This is a genomic window from Parendozoicomonas sp. 209JJ7-1 (assembly GCF_058147085.1).
The window spans coordinates 47,730-69,040 of the sequence record NZ_JBYVJU010000019.1 but is presented as its reverse complement, the minus strand read 5'-3'; the positions used below and the strand labels follow the sequence as shown (position 1 = coordinate 69,040).

Here is a 21,311-nt window from a genome sequence, read left to right as displayed (position 1 = left end):
TGTTATTGTTCTGCAGCTGAAGTGACATCAAGGCGACAGACAGTCTCGTTTCTATCGACTGTCAGCCTTGGTGTCACCACCACTCCGGTAATAAAAGCCCCTTTACCGACTTCTATTCTGTGGCGTCCCTGGTAATCCTTACAGGGAAAAATTGTGCTGATAAGGGTAACATTCACTGCCAGCCATTCACCGGATTCCACATCAATTCTCAGGATATCACCGGGGTAAACCCGCAATATAGCCTCTGATGACATATCCAGGGGTTTATCATACACCTGAATAAAGCCCCGGTATTTACTGTCATCATAATCACTCATATTCAGATAAACCGGTACTACGGCTCCATCCGCCCGGGCCATATTGCCCAGAAACATAAAGCAGAGAACAAACCCACAAAGGGTGAACAGGTAGGGGTGGCGTACTTCGCGTTCCACGGCAACTCCTCGACATCTTTCTGCCATTACCGGAGACAACGCAACACCGGAAACATATTTAAATGACGCTCGCCTGAATGGCGGCCTATTCCTACTGTAGACGGCTTTTCTCGGGGGTAAACCGGATACCTGAGGGAGGGTTTAATGAAGCCAGCCAAACTACTGTCCAGGCTGGTTTTTCTTATTTTTTAAAGGGGTAAAAGGGAGTGTCAGTGATTTAATCTTTCTGCCCGGTAAATAGGTCGAGTTGGGTGGCATCATGACTGTTTTTCAGATCCCGAAGCCGAACACCTGTGCCTAATAATCGAACAGGCTTACTGCCCCGCTCCCAGGCACTGCCGACCAGCCTTAGAAAGAGCTGGTAATCGAAAGAGTCCGGATCTCCCTGCGCTATGGGCTCTTCCATGGTGGTCTGGGTAAAATCCGCGAACTTCACCTTTACGAAACGCTTGGTGACAGCGTATTCCTCGCTGACTTTTTCATAACGCAGAACCAGTTCCGCCACCAACTCAGGAACCATTCTCTCCACCGCTGGCAGATCAGGAAGATCCGTATCATAGGTATGCTCAACAGAAAGGGACTTGCGCCTGTGACTGGTCACCACCGGGCGATGATCAATACCTCTGGAAAGCTGGTAAAGTCTGTCCCCGAACACCCCAAAGCGCTTGTTCAGGTCTATCTGGGACCAGGTCTGCAGGTCTGCGCAGGTTTCAATACCCAGCTTTGCCAGCTTGCCCGCTGTCGCCTTGCCCACACCGAAGATTTTTTTGACCGGCATTACCCGAACAAAATCGTCCACCTCATCCGGAGTGATGACCTTCAAACCATCGGGCTTATTCCAGTCTGAGGCGATTTTGGCGAGAAACTTATTAGGGGCCACACCGGCCGAGACCACAATGCCGGTTTTCTCCTTTGCCCAACGGCGTATCTCCCGGGCCATCAGGGTTGCACTGCCATGGCAGTTGGAACTGTCGCTGACATCCAGAAAGGCTTCATCTAGGGAGAGGGGTTCAATCTGGTGGGTGTAGGTGGCAAATATCTCGTGCAGGGCCCGGGAGACTTCCCGGTAGAGCTCAAACCTTGGCTTTACAATCACGAGGTCGGGACATAGCCGCTGGGCATAGGCAGACGCCATGGCAGACCGCACGCCATAATCCCTTGCCTCATAATTGCAGGTAGCAATAACACCACGCCTTTCGGGCGTTCCACCCACCGCTACGGGCCGCCCGCGCAACCGGGGATTTTCCCTTATTTCAACAGCGGCATAAAAACAATCACAATCTACATGAATGATTTTGCGTGGTGTCTGTTCCAAAAGTTACAGCTCCGTAAGTGTGGTCACTCCGATGGCTGAGTCTGCTGAGGCTGTTCCGGCACGCACATCGTTTCCCGACTAATGGTTCTTATTCTACCCCCGCCCCGGGTCTGGAAACACATATCATCTGGCGTTCTTCACTCCAGACCTTCAATTCCCGTTATCTGCCAGCTGGTGAGCGGTGACAAGGCCGGGGATATCGCCAATCTGCAGGCGTTTTACGCCCCCTTCAAAGAAAAACACCCCCAGGAACTGGCAACCGCAGTCGAGAACCTGGAAGCCGGAACCAGCTCTGCCCCTGAGCCGCTATAGTCAAAACAGTGATGCTGATTCAGAGCATCTGACCCCATGTATGGGGTTAACCTGCTCACGTACAGGGAAGAGAAGCGCCATGGATACTCGTATAATCATTGCCGAAGACCATCCTCTGTTTCGTGCCGCTCTGCAGTCTGCAGTAACCCAGGCCCTAGAACAGCCGGAAATCACCGAGACTGACTCCATCGCCTCCCTTCAGGATGCCCTTGAGATCCAGAGCAACCCCGACCTGGTGCTGCTGGACCTGAATATGCCCGGCGCCCACGGATTCTCCGGCCTGCTCTATATCCGTGGCCAGCACCCCAAGGTGCCCGTGGTGGTGATCTCCGCCCAGGATGACGAGGCGGTAATTCGCAAGGCCATTGGTTACGGCGCATCCGGTTTTATCCCCAAATCTTCTTCCATAGGGGTGATCAAATCCGCGATTCAGGATGTTATCCGTGGCGGCAACTGGATTCCCAGTAGCGTGGATATGAATCAGAAAATGGAAGATTCCAGCAGCGAGCTGGAAAAACGTATCGCCTCCCTGACGCCACAACAGTTCCGGGTTCTGGGTATGATCAGCGAAGGCCTGCTGAACAAGCAGATTGCCTGGGAGCTGAACATTTCCGAAGCCACCATCAAGGCGCATGTCACGGCTATTTTCCGCAAGCTGGGTGTCCGCAACAGAACACAGGCAGTCATCGCCCTGAAAGAGCTGAATCTGGAAGAGCCTGGCAAGCCAGATACATCTAACGAATAGTCGGTTCTTGCTCACTCTGCCCCGTGATATGATCATGATTCTTTAAGTTTCAAGCCATGATTATATGCACCGGGTAATGTCTGTATGACACTCCTTTCTCACGCGCTTCGCGTTTTTCCATTACTGTCCCTGACACTTCTTCTTTCCCTGCCCACTCAGGCCAACTGGCAGTACAAGAGTTTTAAAAGCGGCTCCCTGAAACACTACACAGCATCTGCCACCGCCTCAAAAAGCACAGCAGAACTGGAACTGTTCTGCAGTTCACGAGACCCGCGCATCTCCCTGGCTCTTTACCTTCCAAAACAACGTTTCCGCAAACGCAGCCCCGTAAAAATAAAAATCAGGATTGATAAGGAACAGATGTGGACCCTTAAAGCAAGCCAGCACACCATGGCAGTGGTTGCGGCTTCAGGAATCACGGAAGAATTGTTGCAGGAACTCTCGGCGGGAAATCGTGTAAGGGTTATTTATCCGGACGCTTCCAACAAGAACCGGGCAGGGACTTTTTCCTTAAGCCGCTCCGCCAGTGCTATCAGCAACCTCGAAAAAAACTGCCAATAGAGCCATCTCCGGTCGGGATAACCAATAGACAAAAGACTATTTAGTCAGCAGTTCTAACTGACCAGTTAGGATAATCAAGTACCAGCTTGTGCTGAAATAACCACAAACAGTCGTTGTGGTTATGGAGCAGAATATGGATATCAGCAGATTCTGGAGAACCTGGAGAACCCGGCCTCCCCCTTCTCAGGGTCTGCAGCCACAGCCTCGCTCCGCCGCCAGAAGGCAACCAAACATCCCCCGGAACCAGGGAAGCCCTGGTCCTTCCGGCACAATCCCTCTAAGTTCAGCCCGGCCACTTCCTTCCGGGCACCGAATGACCGCACAACAGGCCTGGACTTATTGCCAAAACATTTACAGCGAAAATTGTCGAGGGTTCGGCTTTTACCTTGGTCTGAGCCAGGAAGATCTGAAAACTGTAACGACATACCCGAAAAATCCTAAGGATATTATATTCTGGTCGCTTCAACAGGCTGAAGCCAAAAACATTCTGACCGCAGAACGGCTTGTACAGGCGCTGGCACAGGTATGCTCGAATCAATGCCAGCTGCTGAGGAACCAGTACCACCTGCCACCCACACTTCCAGTAATTGCAGGAGAGCCTGACAGCTTGTCCCAGAGCACACGGCTCTCCGCCCGGGAGGCGCTGCTTCTGATACGTCGGACAGGCAAAGACATAGACACCCTCAAACCGGAGCTGGGCATAGAAATGGGGCTACCCGTTAGCAGTCATACAGTTATCAAAGAAAGCAATTCCGTCGTTGAGAAAGAGCTCAAGTTGTTCTGGGAACTGGAACAGGAAGGATTATTAACACTGGGCAACCTGCAAACATCATTTGCCCACTGCCACGAGTTCAGCCCTCCCCTGACAGCTCTTTCCACCCAGCCACGCCAGCCGGATTACAGGGTTTACCCCGGTGATAAACAGCGTGCCATGATGCAGAAGCTCACCCTGCGGGATTTATTCTGTTTCATTCCAAAAGATATAAACCTGGACGTCCTGATTCATGAAACCGGTACCTCTATTCTGTTTCCTCACTGGGTAGACAGCACTGAAAAAAAAATACTCTATGTTCTGCAAAGCTGGCTTGAACATACTGAGAACAGAGTAACGGCAAATGATCTTGCCAGAATTCTATGCAGCCCCCATATAAATGACTTCAATAGTGCTCAGAAAATAATGGACACACTGACAGAGCGCGCCACAATTCCAAAACTCAAACCGCTTAACATTCTGGTACTTCTGAAAGTGCTCAATAAAATCAACGAGCCGGAACCTTTTGGCCGCTACCTGGGCATCCCCGAAGATGTTCTGCAACAGACCCTCTTTGAAAACCAGTTCGAGCAGACTTCTAGCCAAGTACAAAGTATCTGTACAGCCGCTCTCAGGCTTAATCGCCTGACCCATGAAAATTTTGTCTACGCCCTGGAACAGCTCAATCAGAAGTCACTGGTCAACCACTGTTCTGCCTTAACAGGGGTAACAGCCTGCCGGCTACCAGATAATAGCGAACTGCCCTACCTGACGGCCCAGGAACTCAGCGATACTCCCATGGATGTGGGGGAAAAACAGGTTCAGTCAGTACCATTAGACGCCAACCACTGCTTCCACCTCCACCTTGGCAATAACTGGTTCTGGCTGGGAATGACTATGGGATTAACCTGGCAAGAAGTCACCATTATCGAGAAAAACTGCAGGCACGATCTATCTCAGCTTCAGGCAGCCCTGTGGAAGAAACTACTGCCCCCAAGGTCAGGCTATGAGTCAGGCTATGAAACCGGGCATCTGTACCACGCCCTTAATTTTCTGGGGGCTCAACAAACACTGCAGCAATTACCTGCCTGGATGCACTGCGCACCAAATACTGCGCTGGCGCAAGTTGCCCGTGATGCTTACCGATCCTGTAGCTTTATCTACATCGCCAAATTGCTGGCCCATTGCCCTGCAGAATTTGGTCGTAAACTCGGAATAAAGGAAAGCACTATACAAATTGCCATTAAAAACCACCCTTTTGATCCCCGGCGGACCATTCTGGCGATGATCACCCACTACGTCAGCACTTCCAACGAAAACAATAATAATGTGATTAAGCGGTTAGTTGAGGCAACTGAAGAGCTGGTTCAATCCGGCAAAGAGGATATGGGCCAGTCAACAGAATGGCTGTTACTGCAGGAACAGAAGGATGGCCTCTATCCAGAGTTACTGCAGACAGAAACAGACTTTCGACGCAATCTGCAAAGAGTTATGCGCAGCTTTATCGCTATCCCTGACGCATATCGCTGCCCGATCACCCATGATCTTATCGAACATCCGGTCTGTGTCTGGGAGGGTAAACACAAATACGTGTTTGACCATGATGCCCTGAAAGAATGGCTGAAAATAAGTCCAAGCAACCCTCTGACCCGTAGGCCCCTGCAATGGGAGCAGGTGCAGGAAGACCCTGAACTGCGCCTGGACATCAGTCGCTGGGCCAGCCAGAAAGCGGCCTTGAAGACAGGCACATAAAGCGACCAACTCAATAGTGCAGTTCACCCCTCCCGCTCTGCAACTTCAAAAAACTGCCAATAGCTCAGGGCAGGCAACTCAGTTATGCACCCTGTTAATCTGGAACTGCCCGCATTCTGCAACCTGACCACTCAAAGAGTCCGGGCAAGCAGGAAAAGCAGCAAGTCAATACTGGCTGCCATGGCGGAAAATGTAATCTTTTATGCTCCCGGAGTTCTCCCAAAACACCAGGGTCAAAAGCCGATTTTTTCAAAGAAAACACAGGCTTTAAACATCTCCTGCCTATACTCATGCGCTCTCCTGGTTACCGGAGCTGATGCCGATATGTCGGACTTATCCATTATTCCCGTTTCACCTGAACTCGCCCAACAGGCATGGATTAATGCAGAGACATATAAAGAGATGTATCAGCATTCTATTGACCATCCGGAAGAGTTCTGGCGAAAACATGGACAACGCATTCACTGGTTTAAACCCTTTACTCAGGTAAAAGATGTCTCCTTTAATCTGGATGACCTTCATATTCGCTGGTATCAGGACGGCACCACTAATGTGTCGTACAACTGCCTGGACAGGCACCTGGAAAGAAGAGGGGAGCGGATAGCCATCCTCTGGGAAGGGGACGAACCCGAACAACAGCAACAGATTACCTACCGGGAACTGCACCAGCGGGTATGCCGCATGTCCAACGGCCTGTTGTCACTGGGTATTAACCAGGGAGATGTTGTCGCTGTTTACATGCCCATGGTGATTGAAGCGGTGATCGCCATGCTGGCCTGCACCCGCATTGGCGCTGTGCACTCAGTGATCTTTGCGGGTTTTTCACCAGAGGCTATCGCCGGGCGTATTATCGACAGCAAAGCGAAAATCGCAATTACCGCTGATGAAGGCATAAGAGGGGGAAAACACATACCTCTTAAAGCCAATATTGATGAGGCACTGACCCATCCAAAAATCACTTTTCTGGAGAAAGTGATTGTTTATCGCCAGACAGGAATAAATATTTCCTTCGATTCGCAGCGTGATATTTGGTGGCATGAACTTGAAGAAAATTCACAACCCGAATGCAAGGCAAAGGAGATAAACGCCGAGGCTCCTCTTTTTATTCTTTATACATCAGGCTCAACAGGAAAACCAAAAGGTATTCTTCATTCTACAGGGGGTTATCTTGTGTATGCCTCCATGACCCACCAGTATGTTTTTGACTATAAGGATGGTGACGTTTACTGGTGCAATGCGGATATTGGCTGGATTACCGGACACTCCTATGTGGTGTACGGACCACTGGCCAATGGTGCCACCATTGTTATGCATGAAGGATTACCGAATTACCCGGCTGTCTCCCGCATAAGTGAGATTATTGATAAATACCAGGTCAATATTTTCTACACAGCGCCAACAACCATACGCTCCCTGATGGCCTATGGCGATGCCGTTGTAAAAGGCACTTCCCGGACCAGCCTGAAAGTTCTCGGCAGTGTCGGGGAACCCATTAACCCGAGCGCCTGGCACTGGTATCGGGATGTCATTGGGCGGAGTGAGTGCCCGGTTGTCGATACCTGGTGGCAGACAGAGACCGGCGGCATCATGATTACTCCCTTACCCGGTGCCACAGCCCTGAAACCCGGCGCAGCTACCCGACCGTTCTTTGGTATTAAACCCGCCATTGTCAGCAATGAAGGTGAAATACTTGAAGGTGCATCCTTCGGTAATCTGGCCATATGTGATAGCTGGCCTGGGCAGGCTCGAACCATCTGCAATGATCATGTGCTTTTTTCTCAGACTTACTTCAGCACATTCCCCGGACTTTACTTTACCGAAGACGGTGCCTGCAGGGATGAAGACGGAGACTACTGGATGACCGGTCGTGTAGACGACGTTCTAAATGTGTCAGGTCACAGGCTGGCAACAGCTGAGATTGAGAGTGCCATGGTTGCCCATCCACTGGTTGCAGAAGCGGCAGTTGTCGGCGTTCCCCATGCCATCAAAGGCCAGGGCATCTATGTGTTTATCACTTTGAACCAGGGAGAGAAGTTTGCCCCTGAACTTGATGATGAACTCAAGCAGCAGGCCCGCAGAAAAATTGGAGCTATCGCTCTGCCGGATTATATCCAGCATGCACCCGGTTTACCTAAAACACGCTCAGGAAAAATTATGCGGCGTATTTTAAGAAAGATCGCCACAGGGGACTCTGAAAACCTTGGGGACATATCAACACTGGCGGATTCATCCGTTATTCAACAACTGCTCGAAAGCCGTGTATCAAATCTGGAAGAAGATAATTTCTGCTAAACAGCTGAGAAAAAACCGAAAGGATAATAATAATCAAAGTGTTGGTAGCGGGGGCCAGATTCGAACTGACGACCTTCGGGTTATGAGCCCGACGAGCTACCAGGCTGCTCCACCCCGCACCAGTCTGAATGCAATAATCAAATTTTCGATTCTCGTCGTTATCGAAAAGTGGTAGCGGGGGCCAGATTCGAACTGACGACCTTCGGGTTATGAGCCCGACGAGCTACCAGGCTGCTCCACCCCGCACCGATATTGCATATTCTATTGCAAGCTTTGAAAACGCTCACACACACCGTTCTTTGGTAGCGGGGGCCAGATTCGAACTGACGACCTTCGGGTTATGAGCCCGACGAGCTACCAGGCTGCTCCACCCCGCACCGAACGAGATGCGAATTATAAGGAGAGGTATCTGTAAGTCAATGAAATACTTTTATTATTTTCCGAGACGGAACTGCCTTCTTCCCTCGAATTAAGTTGCTGCCCCTAATCAAGTACGACAAATACTGTGCAAACCCAAATGGGAAACGAGGACTCCACTTAACATTAACAGGCATTCCACTAATACCCAGAACTTCTACCCGGAACGTCTACCCAGAACGTCATCATTTCAGCTCCCCATACAACAATAGTTGCAGAACCCAAAAAAGCTGGACAGAAACAAAAACACTTGATTTCGATGAGTGGCTTTGTGGCTACAGCCGTACTCACATTCTCTTCAGCGGTATTTATAAAAGCCCCCCGGAGTGACAAATCGGCGCCGCATCTACAAATACATGGTTTATACCTGCACTGTGTCAACAGAGTATGAATAAGGATATACACCTGCCAACTTCCACACCTCGGCGTTACACACTAAAAATGCCGGTTTTCAAATTTTGATCTATACATCCTTTCCACCATTTTCAAGATGTAAAACGAATGACTGCGGGAAGATTCACTTCTTATTTGCTTCTTCTGTTATTGAACATCCTGTTTCAGAGGGTTCTGGCGGCAGAATATCACTACAACATAATTATTGTTGTGCCAACTGACGCTACATCCTATCTGATAAACACCTGGTCTCAACAGGAACTGGAACTACAGCAGGCGGCCCTGGATTCAGAGGCTGTCTGGAACCCAGGCAGTCATACCTGGAAACTGATAAAGGAAAAATTGTCAGCGACAGAGAGTCATTTCCTCGCCACCCTGACCTGGAAAGGAAGCAAACAGGAAAACTATCTTTACCATATCTATTTAACGCAGAAGCCCGGCGCTCAATCAACTGAAACAGCGTTTGAACATACCCTCAAACCTCCTCAACCGGATCACTTCCGGGCTTATACATCTTTGGGGCTGTACCAAAATAACCGGCTCAATATCTTTTCAATGGTACCCTATTCAGGGGATATTGATTTGAAAAACACATCAACCCTGCTATGGAATCAACGCCTGATACTTGAGCATAGCCCCGCCATTGATATTCCCTCCATGTCGGGTTACTCCACTCTTTACAGCGGTCCTGTCTATTTCGACAAAGAGAAAAACGTACAGGTCTTCCAGTTTCAGGATCAAACCCTGTTCCCCAATGAAGCCATCACATGGCACAACGAACAGGATCCGGAGGCATCTATTCTGCTCAATATTCCTGCCAGTCAGCGAGCGAATATTTCAACCCTGAATATGCTTCAGCCTGCGGTTAACGCGCCTTTGGTTATCAAGCCAGCTAAAAAACTGGTTATTTTCCATCACCCTGACGAAAGTACCCAGGCACAAAGCCAGAATTTCATTGAATCCCTGGCCCAGTCAACCACAGGGATAACAGTTATTGACCCTTGGAAACAGGCCAGTCAGGAATTTCGCCGTTCAGCAGATCAATATCAGGCGTCAAACAATACTTGCTTTGTCTACCTTCAGCTCACACCCTATTACTTCACCCATTTCCATCAGAGCTTTCAGCACTATCAATATCCTACTGACTCAAAGTGGTATTTTTTACGCAACAATGAATCCCTCCATGCAGAAAAACCATCAGCCATGGCTTCTTCTACTGTCTGGAATATAGATAATTCTCAGGATCGGTTTTTTCTTTTACACAGCCTTCTGGATATTGCTTCTACCCGACCGGCTCCAGGCCCGGCTATTGTTTTACCTCAGAGAAAAAGATTCGGTTCCGGTTTAATACCGAGCAGCACACCACATTCCTTCTCGCCAGGTTATAGGTTACAACCAAATATGCATCACACTGCCAATCCACCTGGGCCTTATGCGACAATACAGAGAGCCACGCCTGCTCCTCCGGAACCCAAAGCAGCGACAGCACAGCCCCTTCCAGCATCTCCAGGAGTGTCATTACAGGCTTCCGCAACAATAAACACTCCAATAAATACTCCACCTCAACTCTTACGCATGTCTGACAGCGTATTCTGGACCAACGTAAAAGGAGGAGCTGATATACCCTCAGGACAATGCGTAATATGCAATAACAGTATTAAAAAGGCTGTTGCTCCCCAGTGCGGCCACCCTTTCTGTCTTTCATGCTTACGTGATTTTGCGCTACGGGGAACAGGCAGCACAAACAGCTGTCCGACCTGCCAGGAACCAGTACACCAGGTTAACCGTTATTATCTACCAGTCCAAATAACGGACGAAGAATCCCCTCCCCACGTTCCAGAGCTGCCTAAAAAAACATGCAAATTGATGTGAAAAGGGGAATATCAATAGATTATTTCAATGTGTCTGCAACTACTTTTTCCAGGTCTACATAAGGATCACGGGCATGTATGCGCTTACCATTTACGAAAAACGTCGGTGTACCGGTAACGCCATAACTGTTAGCAAATTCAGCGGACTGCTTAACATAGTTGGCAGCCTTGTCATCAAACATACATGCCTGGAAAGCTTCATTGTCCAGTTTCAGCATATCAGCAATTTTGGCAGGAGAATCCAAACCAAGATCTTTCTGCATATCGTAGGCAGCAGTATTGTATTCCCAGTATTTTCCCTGCTGACGGGCGCAGTAAGCACCAGCCATAACCGCCTGAGAAATGCCTGACGCCTTCTGAACAACGGGAAGGTCTACATAAACAAGCTGAATCTTGCCCTTGTGTTTCTTCATCAGTTCATCAACAGCCACCTTTGCCTTCTTACAATAGGGACAGCGATAATCAGCCACTTCAACAATTTTCACCTTGGCATCTTCCGCGCCTTTGAACGGGAAAGGTGTCAGATCCATGGTGAAGGTGGGGGGTTCCACTTCAGGAATTTTTGGTTCAAAGCCATTCTCTTTCTTGGCCTTCGCCACCAGCTCCAGAAAACGCTCCTGCGTACGCATACCGCTGATGCGCTGACGCAGGGGTTCTTTTACCTGCTCAAAGGGCATACCAATCTGGTCCTTATATTGGTTATACAGGGCTTCCACATCGGCATCAGTTACAGGAGCAACCTTCATTAATTCTGCGCGGGTTTCCGTGACGGAGCGATTCTGGCTTGCAGCCAGCTTATTCACATAAATATCCAGCACCGCCTGGTCGAGAATATTCAAGTTCTTCACCCGGGCTTCATTCAGATTCTCAAAGTAACGCTGTTGAAGATCGGGCTGCAGGTCCTTCAGTCGGTAATCTTTTCCGCCGTAAGTAAACAAGGGGGCACCCTTCGCAGCTATATTCTGCGCAGCTACATTCTGCACAGCTACAGCCGATGCGGACATGACCAGTGCCGCCGAAACATTAGCTATTTTTTTCAACATGGTTTTCAAAAAAGTCTCAGAATTCCAAAGAAACAGGGAAGGGAGTCAGTAAATCGCTCCCGCAAATCCATTATTGCTCTATTCTCGCCGGCTATTTCGCCGTAACAGCCGTAAAGCATTTAATGTTACCAGAGCAGTAGCTCCGCTATCGGCCATAACCGCCAGCATCAGGCCGGTTATTCCGAACAGACTGGTAACCAGGAACACCGCTTTCAGTCCAACAGCAAAAATCACATTCTGTCGCACAATCTTCAGTGTGGCCCGGGACAGATCAATCATAGCTGCAATATCGGTGATCCGCTCATGGGTCAGGGCCGCATCTGCGGTTTCCAGCGCCACATCTGTACCCTTGCCCATCGCGATGCCTACATGGGCCTGTTTCATTGCTGGCGCATCATTAATACCATCGCCGACCATGGCTACAGGAGCCTGCTTCTCCAACTCTGCCACTACCGTCATTTTGTCTTCCGGCAGCAGGCTGGCACGGAAATCCATGCCGGTACGGACAGCGATAGCAGCAGCGGCCCGGGGGTTATCTCCGGTCAGTATAATGCTGTTAACGCCCAGTGCTTTCAGGTCAGAAACAGCCTGAGCGGCATCTTCACGGAGGGTATCACTGAGAGCCAGCAGTCCCTGCAGCTGACCATCATAAACAACACCAACAACTGTACATCCCTGTTCTTCCAGTTCGGTAATGCGACTTTCAGCATTGGGGACTATTGCAATTTCTTTCTGCAGATGAACCGGAGAGCCTATAGTCACAATTCTATCGTGCACCCTGCCAGTAACACCTTTACCGGCCTGGACACTGACATCAGAAGCCTCACTGACGACAACGCCATCCTTTTCAGCCCGACGAACAACAGCCTGAGCCAGAGGGTGCCGGGAACCGGTCTCAACAGCAGCGGCCAGAGCTAACAAATGGTTGCTGTCGTTTTTGTAAGCGACAACTTCAACCACTTCCGGGCGACCTTCGGTCAGGGTACCGGTTTTATCAAAGGCCACCTGTCGTACAGAGCCCAGCTGTTCAAGGGCAATACCGCCTTTAATCAGAATCCCCTGTCGTGCCGCACGGGCCAGGCCGGAAGTGACTGCTGCTGGTGTAGAAATAACCAAAGCACAGGGACAGGCAATCAACAGCATGGCAAGGCCACGGTAAATCCAGGTACTCCATTCTCCCCCCAGAAACAAGGGCGGTATCAGTACAACCAGAGCCGATACCACCATCATCAGCGGGGTATACCAGCGGCTGAAGCGATCAATAAAACGTTCAATCGGAGCCTTGCGCTCTTCCGCTTCCTCAATCAACCGAACAATACGGTCAATGGCGCTGTTGCCCGGTTCGGAGACCACCTTCAGACGGGCCACACGGTCTGCGGAGAGACTGCCGGCCATTACTGTTTCACCGGCCATACGGTCAACGGGAACAGATTCCCCCGTCAGAGCACTTTCATCAAAGCTGACGCTTTCGGTAATCAGTTCACCGTCCACCGGCAGACGGTCACCGGGAAGAACTTCAATCACATCTCCCGGAACCAGCTTTGCGGCCAGGGTAGTCTTTTTAGTCTCTTCCCCATTAGTGCCAAAAAGGATTTTGACTGCCTTGTCCGGCGTCAGCGCCATCAGGCTTTCCACACCTTTACGGGCCCGTCTGGCTGCCAGTCCTTCCAGCTCTTCACCGATCAGAAACAACAGCAAAACCATACCGGCTTCCAGGGTTTCCCCCAAAGCCAGAGCACCGAGCGCAGCGACGGTCATAAGTGTTTCAATGCCGAAAGGTGTGCCTGAGCGCGCCTGGGTAAATGCCTTTTTCCCGATGGGAATCAGGCCCCAGACGGTTGCCATGGTCAAGGCAACTGAACCGGCCGCCGGGGAAAAGTAGTTAATCACTGCACCTGCCCCCATCAGGACGGCAAGTATCAGGAGGGTGCTGTATTTCTTAAAGAAACCCGGTTCTTTCTGGGCAGGCAGTTCTTCACCGGTCTCTGCAAGGTTATAACCCAGCCCATCGACAACCTCCTGAACAGCCTGCGGATTATCCTTCCCATTAGCAAACTGCACCTGCAAGCGCATGGTCGAGAAAGAAACATGGGCTTTCATGACATCGGGAATTTTGGAGAGCGCGTTTTCAACTTTGCGAACACAGGCGGGACAGTCCATGCCGGAAATATGCCAGACGTGAAGATTATTACCGGTTAAGGACTCCGACTCTCCGTCACCATCATCCCCCGACGAGCAGCAGTCATCATCGCTTTCACCGCTGCACTGCGCATTGCCGGCAGAAACAGAGGCCGTAGCGGTTGCCGCAGTCACCTCGTGGTTGTGGTCATGGAAGTGGGTGGTGTTGCATCCACGACTCGTGTCATGGGAACTCTTACAGCAGGAACTCATGGAAACCTCCGTCATCCAGCATATGAAAATCCATACATATGAATATAATTTCATGTGTTTGAATAAGCAAGCTTCAGAGGAAGAAATATCCTCAGATAACGTAAAAATCAGTAAAGGGAATCAGATGCAGCTATGGGGCTCACGTACGTGGGTGATCAGATCCTGCAATACATGGCGGATATGATCATCATCCAACTCATAAAACACCTGCCGGCCACGCCGGGTGGAGCGAAGAATACGCATGTCGCGCAAAGACCGCAGATGATGGCTGGTAAGAGACTGGGACAGGCCTGCCACTTCGGAAAGGCAGCAGACCGCCCGGGGCTCATCCATGCAGGCCAGCACCATGCGCAGGCGCCCCTCATCCCCCAGAACCTTGAATATTTTTGACAGTGTTGTGTATTCACTGTCATTCAAAGGCCGCATCTTGGGGGCTATCCCATCATCCATAAAATTCTCTCACTCGGGGGCAAATTCACAACGCCCGTATTCTGTACTGCGGGAGCGTCAGTTAAACCTACGGCTTGTGTTCCCGGGAAAGGTATTCCCGGGACTGCATCTCCTGTAAGCGACTCAGGGTGCGCTGGAACTCAAAGTTCAGCTTGCCCTCTGTATACAGTTCATGCAACGGCGTCTCACCGGACATAATCAGTTTAACGCCCCGGTCATAAAACTCATCAACAAGATTGATAAAACGGCGGGTCTGATCATCCACCGCAGCGCCCATCTGAGGAACGTCGGAGAGCAGTACTGTATGAAACTCCCGCCCCAGTTCAATGTAATCATTCTGGCTGCGGGGACCGTCACACAGGGCATCATAGGTAAACCAGGCCACATCTTCACACATCTTGTTGTAAGAAATGGGCCGTCCTTCAATATCGATAGTGCCGTCCAGTTCCACCTTGTGGTCCGTACCCGGCAGCAGGTCGACGAAGTTCTTTTCCATCCGGGCAAAAGCCACATCATCCAGGGGATGATGATACAGACTGGCCTGCTCCAGAACCCGCAACCGGTAGTCCACGCCGCTGTCTACATTCACCACATCGGTGTACCTTTCCAACAGCGCGATAGCCGGCAGGAACTTGCTGCGTTGCAGACCATCCCTGTATAAACCGGCGGGAACAATATTACTGGTAGCCACAAGTGTTACGCCGTTTTTAAACAGCTCTTCCAACAGCCCGGCGAGAATCATGGCATCGGTGATATCAGAAACAAAGAATTCATCAAAGCAGATAACCCGGGCCTCATCCGCCAGCCTCTGGGCTACGGTGACCAGCGGGTTTTTATGGCCTTCGAGGGTTTTCAGTTCGGCATGCACCCGCTTCATAAAACGGTGGAAGTGGGTACGCATTTTCTGCTTAAAAGGCAGGCAGTCGTAGAAAGTATCCACCAGATAGGTCTTGCCCCGGCCTACACCGCCCCAGAAATACAGCCCCTGGCAAGGCTCACGCTTCTTCCCCAAACGAAACAGGCTTCTCAGGCCACTGTTGTGGGATTCAGCTTCCAGCAGGTCATCAAACAGGCGCTGCAGATGGTTAACTGCGTTTTCCTGGGCCTTGTCGTGGACGAATCCTTCCTGCTGCAGATCCAGCCGGTAATGCTCACTCGGCGTCATAACTTTCTCGTTCTTATCCCGCACGGTTCAGGGGGCCATACTCTACCCTGAACCACTCCTGCTCTCCAGCCGAACAGCTCTCTACCCGAACCGAAGAACAACACTTGGTAACCCGGAACCGCTATACAGTGACAGGAAAAGATTATAAGTTAGGGCTGTTGGCCCATGGATTCTTGGCTATGTAAGCACATTACAGGCCGGGCCGGCACCCTGAGGGTATAACCCTATCGTAGACTGAATAACCTGAGGCTGGATTGTGGAGATATCGAACCTGCTTTGGATCACAGGTGGAGTGGCGTTTTTTACCGGTCTGGTCATCGGTGTTGTGCTGTATCATTTCCTGAGTGGTAACAGCCCTGTCGGTTCCCGTGGCCGGGTCGCCGAACTGGAAGCCGAACTGAAAGATTACAAAAACAAGGTGAGCGACCACTTCAGCACCAGCGCTCACCTTGTTAATCGCCTGACAGAAACCTACCGGGATGTCCATGAACATCTGGCCACCAGCGCCAATGAACTGTGCAATGATGAGCTGACCCGTCATCGCTTGAATGACTCCCTTCTGAGCACCCAGGCCCTGAATAGCAAAACCCAGGCTGCCAACCTTGAACAGCCTAAAGACTATGCTCCCAAAGCCGCGGCTGATGAAGGTACCCTGTCTGAAAACTTCCGGGTGGCCAGTGAGCATAAAGAAACCGGAACAGATTCAGCGTAAACGCCACCTGACCTGCTGCCAAAACACCTTTCCCGCAAAGAAAATCCACGTCACCGTGGGTTTTCTTTTTGCGAGCGATCTTTCAATCGCCACCGCAAAGCTATGCTAGCCTGTGTAATCCTCGCTTCGGTTTATCCTCAGGCAGTGTTCCCACCATGAAATACTTTACACACCACATACTTATGTCCTGTTGCCTGCCAGTGCTGGTTACCCTTGCCGCCAACAGCCTGGCCAAACAGCCTCCAGCACAATCCGGAAACAGGAAGGATGTTCTAAGTTGGGCCTCCCGCCAGCCATTTCCCTACAAACCGATATTTACGGAAACATTTAGCTCCCTGACAACCAAGCTTGATAAAGTCGACAACAACGGTGTATTGCCCTGGGATCATCAGGTTATCAACAAGTTAACGTATCAGATAAGCGGTTTTGATTCGAAAACAGTCGCCCGCCTCTGTGACCACTGCAAGTTCTGCATTGATTCAACCTGCAAAAAAATGGTGAGTTATAACGGAAAGGCACTGGGGCTTGGCGAAGCCGCAGGAATTACGACAACTGTCAGTGGGTTACCAGATGTTTTCTCCGGTACACCGGTGTTAGCCGTGGGATTTTCAACCATGGATGCCGGTGGCCTTGTGCCCAGAAAGGTTCATGCCACCATCACCCAGTTTAATGGCAAGACAGAGACTTTCTCAACCACAATCAGCCATTACCCTCCTTTGCGGCTGAACGATAATCTGAATGCCGGAACTTATTTATTCAATTCTGGATTTGCCATCAAGTCCGTCGCAATTTCAGTAGAAGGAAGTGGAGCAGCCTTCTTCCCAACGGTTGATGTTTACTCACCTCCCCCCTTAAACCGAGCCAATCGGCCCACCTTTCTTAAGCTGGCTCAAAATCACGGCATAACCTATGAGACATTACCTGTGCCAGCCGGAAATCCCGGCTTTGCCTTACTGAATATGCAGAATACGGAAGCGGTCATGGGTGTCGGCATAGGCCTTACGGGAACGCCAGGTGACGCGCCCTTCGAGCTGGATATTGTATTTACCCACGGTGAAACCCGACATCTGTCTATCAAAATACCGGACAAGAAAACATCACCTGATGGTTCCGTCTACAAGTTTTATGCCTTTGATTATCCAGTAGCGTCCATCAACTTTGTTGATGGTGGCAGAGCCCTCGGAGCGATATTCGCCCTTGATCGTTTTCTCGCACAATCTACGGACTAACCGGATTTACGGAATAACCGGAATCAGGACAACAGCACATCGGAACCCCTGGGAACAGACATTCCGATGTGCTGATTATCATTGACCAGGATACGCTCAAAGCCGGGGGCGTAAATCCCTTGCAGCCTCAACCATAGTCGAAAGCGCAGCTTCCACTTCCGGCCAATCCCTTGTTTTCAGGCCGCAGTCAGGATTCATCCACAGGCGTTCTGCCGGGATTTTTTCAGCAGCTTTTAAAATAAGCTGCTTCATCCACTCCTTCTCCGGGACATTTGGAGAATGAATGTCGTATACCCCCGGGCCAATGGCATTGGGATAGTCAAACCTTTCAAACACATCCAGCAAGGTCATATCAGAGCGAGATGTTTCGATAGTGATAACATCTGCATCCATCGACGCAATATATTCAATAATGTCGTTAAATTCGCTGTAGCACATATGGGTATGAATCTGGGTTTCATCCTTTACGCCACAGGCGGCTATTCGAAAGCTTTTTGTCGCCCAGTCCAGGTATTGAGGCCATTCCCTCTGTTTCAGTGGTAGACCTTCCCGAATGGCCGGCTCATCTATCTGAATAATGCCAATTCCAGCTGCTTCCAGATCCACCACTTCATCCCGAATAGCCAGCGCCAGCTGCAGGCAGGATTCACTGCGATCAATATCTTCACGGGGGAATGACCAGCACAAGATGGTAACCGGCCCTGTCAGCATGCCTTTCACTGGTTTTGGTGTCAGGCTCTGGGCATACCGGCTCCAGTCTACGGTCATGGTTTTGGGGCGGGAGATATCACCCACAATTACCGGCGGTTTTACACAGCGGCTACCATAACTCTGTACCCAGCCATTGGATGTGAACGCAAATCCATCCAGCTGCTCACCAAAATACTCGACCATATCATTTCGTTCTGCCTCACCATGGACCAGAACATCCAACCCCAACGCTTCCTGACGCTTAACAACCTGATTAATTTCCGCTTTCATCAACGCTTTATAAGCCTGCTCACTTATTTCCTGCCTGCGGAATCGCCGGCGGGCTTTTCTGATATCCGCAGTCTGGGGAAAAGAGCCAATGGTTGTCGTCGGATAAAGGGGCAGGTTATACAACTTCTGTTGCTTTTCAGCCCTTACTTTATAGGATGAGTGACGTTGATCCATGTTGGCATTGATGTCATTAACTCTTTGCTTAACGTCTGGATTATGAACCCGTGAAGAAGCCTGTTTACTGGCTACGGCTTTATCGGACGCAGCCAGCAGTTGTTGAGCCCGCTCATCTTCATCGCCATTAAACAGCGCAGAAAGTGCCGCGACTTCCTCACACTTCTGTCTGGAAAATGCCAGCCAGGACAGAATTTCACTGTTCAAATTCTGCTCCGAATCCAGATCAACAGGCGTATGCAGTAAAGAGCAACTGGGCGCAACCCAGAGCCTGTCACCCAGTCGCTGCTTGGCAAGCTGCAATTCTTCTACGATTTTTCCGAGATCCGCCCGCCAGATATTACGTCCGTTAACAGCACCAAGGGAGAGCACTTTATAAGGAGAAAGGGCAATAGCATCCACTGTTGGGATCAGCTGCTCTGGTGCTCGAACAACATCAATATGAACCCCCGCAACAGGCAAACTACCGACAAGTGCCGTATGCCCATTCAGACTGCCAAAGTAAGTCGCCAGTAGAATCTTGACCTTTGCGGACTGCAAACGGTTGTAAGCCGTTTCAAAGGCCTGCAACCACTGAGAAGGCAGATCAAGAACCAGTATGGGTTCATCCACCTGTACCCATTCCACGCCCTGCTCAGAAAGCCTGTGCAGTACTTCACCGTAAACATTGAGCACACTTTCCAGCAACTCAAGACGATCAAAGTCCTGCCCCTTGATTTTGCCCAGCCAAAGCCAGGTTAAAGGGCCAACCAGAACAGGCTTAATGTTATGCCCCAGTTCAAGGGCTTCCTGAACCTCGTTAAACAGAACATCCGTCGAGAGTTGGAAACTCTGCCCCATATGCAGTTCAGGAACGATGTAGTGATAGTTGGTATCAAACCACTTGGTCATTTCACAGGCAGCGGCGGGCTGGCCTGAAGGTGCCCGCCCCCGGGCCATACGGAACAGGGTATCTATATCACTGGCGCTGGTATCCTCCTGAAGAAAGCGCTCCGGTATCGCCCCAAGCATCAGGGAATGATTCAGAATCTGGTCGTACCAGGCAAAGTCACCAACCGGAATCAGGTCCAGTCCGCTTTCTTTCTGAATCTGCCAGTGCTCTGCCCTCAGGCGTTTTCCCTCAGCAAACAGCTGTTCCCGGGATAAATTTCCTTTCCAGTAACTTTCCTGTGCCTTTTTAAGTTCACGGTTTTTACCGATACGCGGAAAACCAAGACTGTGCGAAAGAGTCACTTTCCCTCCCTCCTGAAATGTAAGGTTATTGTCAGGAACGGAGTATTATAAAATCCATAAAGTGAATCAATCTCATTATTTTAAAGTTGATAATGAATAAAACTAATAATAGGATTTACCGAACACAAATATAAACAGAAGTCTCAGAGCCACATTTACATGAACAACCAGATTGGCCTTGAAGTTCGTCACCTGAAAACCCTCCATGCCCTCAAGCAGACCGGAAGTCTGGTAGAGTCCGCCCGCATTCTACACCTGACCCAGTCTGCCCTGTCTCATCAGATTAAAGAGCTGGAGTCCCGTATTGGCATGGAACTGTTCCTCCGTAAAACCCGGCCTCCACGCTTTACCAGCGCAGGTCTGCGCTTGCTTAAACTGGCAGAAGAGCTGCTCCCTCAGATACGGTTGGCGGAACAGGACTTGCTGAGACTGGCCGGTGGTGAGTCCGGCAGGCTGCATATGGCCATTGAGTGCCACAGCTGCTATCAATGGCTGATGCCCACCATTGACCAATACCGGGAGCACTGGCCGAAGGTGGAGATGGATTTTGCCAGCGGGTTTAATTTTGCCCCGCTGCCCGCACTGATGAGAGGTGAGCTGGATCTTGTGATAACCTCAGACCCTGTTTCCAGCCCTGAGATTGAATACATTTCCCTGTTTCAATATGAAATGCTGCTGGCCGTCAGTAAACGACACCCCCTGAGCGAAAAACCATGGCTGGAGCCGGCAAACCTGACACAGGAAACCCTGATTACTTACCCGGTAGAGCATGATCGGCTGGCCATTTATAAAGGCTTTCTTGACCCTGCCAATATGGAACCAGCAGCTACCCGCAATGTAGAACTCACTTTAATGATGCTACAACTGGTTGCCAGTCAGCGGGGTGTATCAGCATTACCTAACTGGGCCCTGAAGGAATACCTCGACAGGGAACATGTCAGCGCTGTAAAGCTGGGAGAGAACGGACTCTGGTGCACACTGTTTGCGGCGGTCAGAACAGAACACGTCGGGCAACCTTATATTCAGGATTTTATTGAGACAGCCAAGGAGACCTGTTTTTCCCGATTGGATAATATTAAACCGGTGTAGA

16 protein-coding genes and 3 tRNA genes are annotated in these 21,311 nt (G+C 50.3%); 9 read left to right on the top strand and 10 right to left on the bottom strand.

What is annotated here, in order from left to right; genetic code table 11:
* Nucleotides 1-2: 2 nt before the first annotated feature.
* Nucleotides 3-434, bottom strand: coding sequence for a hypothetical protein (locus tag ACY2RQ_RS17020; protein WP_490114193.1), 432 nt, complete (start codon nucleotides 432-434; stop codon nucleotides 3-5).
* A gap of 217 nt (nucleotides 435-651) precedes the next feature.
* A complete protein-coding gene (gene dinB, locus ACY2RQ_RS17015; RefSeq protein ID WP_490114192.1) occupies nucleotides 652-1,749 on the bottom strand; it encodes a DNA polymerase IV in 1,098 nt (365 codons plus the stop codon).
* Nucleotides 1,750-1,923: 174 nt separating this feature from the next.
* Between dinB and ACY2RQ_RS17010 the strand changes: the two genes are divergently transcribed.
* From ACY2RQ_RS17010 to acs, 5 genes are all read left to right on the top strand, one after another.
* Nucleotides 1,924-2,061, top strand: a complete 138-nt coding sequence (locus ACY2RQ_RS17010; protein WP_490114191.1) for a hypothetical protein — start codon at nucleotides 1,924-1,926, stop codon at nucleotides 2,059-2,061.
* A gap of 79 nt (nucleotides 2,062-2,140) precedes the next feature.
* The gene (locus ACY2RQ_RS17005) at nucleotides 2,141-2,806 is read left to right on the top strand and encodes a response regulator (protein WP_490114190.1); all 666 of its coding nucleotides are present in this window, start codon (nucleotides 2,141-2,143) and stop codon (nucleotides 2,804-2,806) included.
* Between the two features lie 84 nt (nucleotides 2,807-2,890).
* On the top strand, nucleotides 2,891-3,367 hold the full coding sequence (locus tag ACY2RQ_RS17000) for a YfjT/YkfB family phage-associated protein (protein WP_490114189.1): 477 nt from the start codon (nucleotides 2,891-2,893) through the stop codon (nucleotides 3,365-3,367).
* A gap of 313 nt (nucleotides 3,368-3,680) precedes the next feature.
* A complete protein-coding gene (locus ACY2RQ_RS16995; RefSeq protein ID WP_490114188.1) occupies nucleotides 3,681-5,870 on the top strand; it encodes a U-box domain-containing protein in 2,190 nt (729 codons plus the stop codon).
* A 324-nt stretch (nucleotides 5,871-6,194) separates the two neighbouring features.
* Nucleotides 6,195-8,162 carry an acetate--CoA ligase gene (gene acs, locus ACY2RQ_RS16990; protein ID WP_490114187.1) on the top strand — a complete coding sequence of 656 codons (1,968 nt, stop codon included), beginning with the start codon at nucleotides 6,195-6,197 and terminating at the stop codon, nucleotides 8,160-8,162.
* A 42-nt stretch (nucleotides 8,163-8,204) separates the two neighbouring features.
* On the opposite strand, the gene ACY2RQ_RS16985 is transcribed toward acs, so the two are convergent.
* The 3 genes from ACY2RQ_RS16985 to ACY2RQ_RS16975 all read right to left on the bottom strand — a co-directional run bounded on the left by ACY2RQ_RS16985 (nucleotide 8,205) and on the right by ACY2RQ_RS16975 (nucleotide 8,539).
* Nucleotides 8,205-8,281 (bottom strand) — tRNA-Met (locus ACY2RQ_RS16985).
* A gap of 50 nt (nucleotides 8,282-8,331) precedes the next feature.
* Nucleotides 8,332-8,408, bottom strand: a tRNA-Met gene (locus tag ACY2RQ_RS16980).
* A gap of 54 nt (nucleotides 8,409-8,462) precedes the next feature.
* Nucleotides 8,463-8,539: transfer RNA gene (locus ACY2RQ_RS16975), tRNA-Met, on the bottom strand.
* A 541-nt stretch (nucleotides 8,540-9,080) separates the two neighbouring features.
* On the opposite strand from ACY2RQ_RS16975, the gene ACY2RQ_RS16970 reads away from it, so the two are divergent.
* Nucleotides 9,081-10,844: an RING-HC finger protein gene (locus ACY2RQ_RS16970; protein WP_490114186.1), complete on the top strand. Its 1,764-nt coding sequence runs from the start codon at nucleotides 9,081-9,083 to the stop codon at nucleotides 10,842-10,844.
* A 19-nt stretch (nucleotides 10,845-10,863) separates the two neighbouring features.
* Here ACY2RQ_RS16970 and ACY2RQ_RS16965 read toward each other — a convergent pair whose 3' ends face one another.
* The 4 genes from ACY2RQ_RS16965 to zapE all read right to left on the bottom strand — a co-directional run bounded on the left by ACY2RQ_RS16965 (nucleotide 10,864) and on the right by zapE (nucleotide 15,892).
* A complete protein-coding gene (locus ACY2RQ_RS16965) occupies nucleotides 10,864-11,886 on the bottom strand; it encodes a DsbA family protein (RefSeq protein WP_490114185.1) in 1,023 nt (340 codons plus the stop codon).
* A gap of 78 nt (nucleotides 11,887-11,964) precedes the next feature.
* Nucleotides 11,965-14,277, bottom strand: a complete 2,313-nt coding sequence (locus ACY2RQ_RS16960; RefSeq protein WP_490114184.1) for a zinc/cadmium/mercury/lead-transporting ATPase — start codon at nucleotides 14,275-14,277, stop codon at nucleotides 11,965-11,967.
* Nucleotides 14,278-14,397: 120 nt separating this feature from the next.
* The gene (locus tag ACY2RQ_RS16955) at nucleotides 14,398-14,727 is read right to left on the bottom strand and encodes an ArsR/SmtB family transcription factor (RefSeq protein WP_490114183.1); all 330 of its coding nucleotides are present in this window, start codon (nucleotides 14,725-14,727) and stop codon (nucleotides 14,398-14,400) included.
* Between the two features lie 67 nt (nucleotides 14,728-14,794).
* The gene (gene zapE, locus ACY2RQ_RS16950; RefSeq protein ID WP_490114182.1) at nucleotides 14,795-15,892 is read right to left on the bottom strand and encodes a cell division protein ZapE; all 1,098 of its coding nucleotides are present in this window, start codon (nucleotides 15,890-15,892) and stop codon (nucleotides 14,795-14,797) included.
* 256 nt (nucleotides 15,893-16,148) lie between these two features.
* Between zapE and ACY2RQ_RS16945 the strand changes: the two genes are divergently transcribed.
* Both ACY2RQ_RS16945 and ACY2RQ_RS16940 read left to right on the top strand, forming a co-directional pair.
* Nucleotides 16,149-16,604 (top strand): Z-ring associated ZapG family protein, encoded by a 456-nt coding sequence (locus ACY2RQ_RS16945; protein WP_490114181.1) that lies wholly within the window; start codon nucleotides 16,149-16,151, stop codon nucleotides 16,602-16,604.
* Nucleotides 16,605-16,759: 155 nt separating this feature from the next.
* Nucleotides 16,760-17,833, top strand: coding sequence for a hypothetical protein (locus ACY2RQ_RS16940; protein WP_490114180.1), 1,074 nt, complete (start codon nucleotides 16,760-16,762; stop codon nucleotides 17,831-17,833).
* A gap of 96 nt (nucleotides 17,834-17,929) precedes the next feature.
* Here ACY2RQ_RS16940 and metE read toward each other — a convergent pair whose 3' ends face one another.
* Nucleotides 17,930-20,221, bottom strand: a complete 2,292-nt coding sequence (gene metE, locus ACY2RQ_RS16935) for a 5-methyltetrahydropteroyltriglutamate--homocysteine S-methyltransferase (protein WP_490114179.1) — start codon at nucleotides 20,219-20,221, stop codon at nucleotides 17,930-17,932.
* Nucleotides 20,222-20,380: 159 nt separating this feature from the next.
* On the opposite strand from metE, the gene ACY2RQ_RS16930 reads away from it, so the two are divergent.
* Nucleotides 20,381-21,310 (top strand): LysR family transcriptional regulator, encoded by a 930-nt coding sequence (locus ACY2RQ_RS16930; RefSeq protein WP_490114178.1) that lies wholly within the window; start codon nucleotides 20,381-20,383, stop codon nucleotides 21,308-21,310.
* Nucleotide 21,311: the final 1 nt, after the last annotated feature.

What these genes read in the sequence shown, in the direction of transcription:
- ACY2RQ_RS17005 (WP_490114190.1), top strand. Translation starts at nt 2,141, where the DNA reads ATGGATACTCGTATAATCATTGCCGAAGACCATCCTCTGTTTCGTGCC.
- ACY2RQ_RS17000 (WP_490114189.1), top strand. Translation starts at nt 2,891, where the DNA reads ATGACACTCCTTTCTCACGCGCTTCGCGTTTTTCCATTACTGTCCCTG.
- ACY2RQ_RS16995 (WP_490114188.1), top strand. Translation starts at nt 3,681, where the DNA reads ATGACCGCACAACAGGCCTGGACTTATTGCCAAAACATTTACAGCGAA.
- acs (WP_490114187.1), top strand. Translation starts at nt 6,195, where the DNA reads ATGTCGGACTTATCCATTATTCCCGTTTCACCTGAACTCGCCCAACAG.
- ACY2RQ_RS16970 (WP_490114186.1), top strand. Translation starts at nt 9,081, where the DNA reads ATGACTGCGGGAAGATTCACTTCTTATTTGCTTCTTCTGTTATTGAAC.
- ACY2RQ_RS16965 (WP_490114185.1), bottom strand. Translation starts at nt 11,886, where the DNA reads ATGTTGAAAAAAATAGCTAATGTTTCGGCGGCACTGGTCATGTCCGCA.
- ACY2RQ_RS16960 (WP_490114184.1), bottom strand. Translation starts at nt 14,277, where the DNA reads ATGAGTTCCTGCTGTAAGAGTTCCCATGACACGAGTCGTGGATGCAAC.
- ACY2RQ_RS16955 (WP_490114183.1), bottom strand. Translation starts at nt 14,727, where the DNA reads ATGGATGATGGGATAGCCCCCAAGATGCGGCCTTTGAATGACAGTGAA.
- zapE (WP_490114182.1), bottom strand. Translation starts at nt 15,892, where the DNA reads ATGACGCCGAGTGAGCATTACCGGCTGGATCTGCAGCAGGAAGGATTC.
- ACY2RQ_RS16940 (WP_490114180.1), top strand. Translation starts at nt 16,760, where the DNA reads ATGAAATACTTTACACACCACATACTTATGTCCTGTTGCCTGCCAGTG.
- ACY2RQ_RS16930 (WP_490114178.1), top strand. Translation starts at nt 20,381, where the DNA reads ATGAACAACCAGATTGGCCTTGAAGTTCGTCACCTGAAAACCCTCCAT.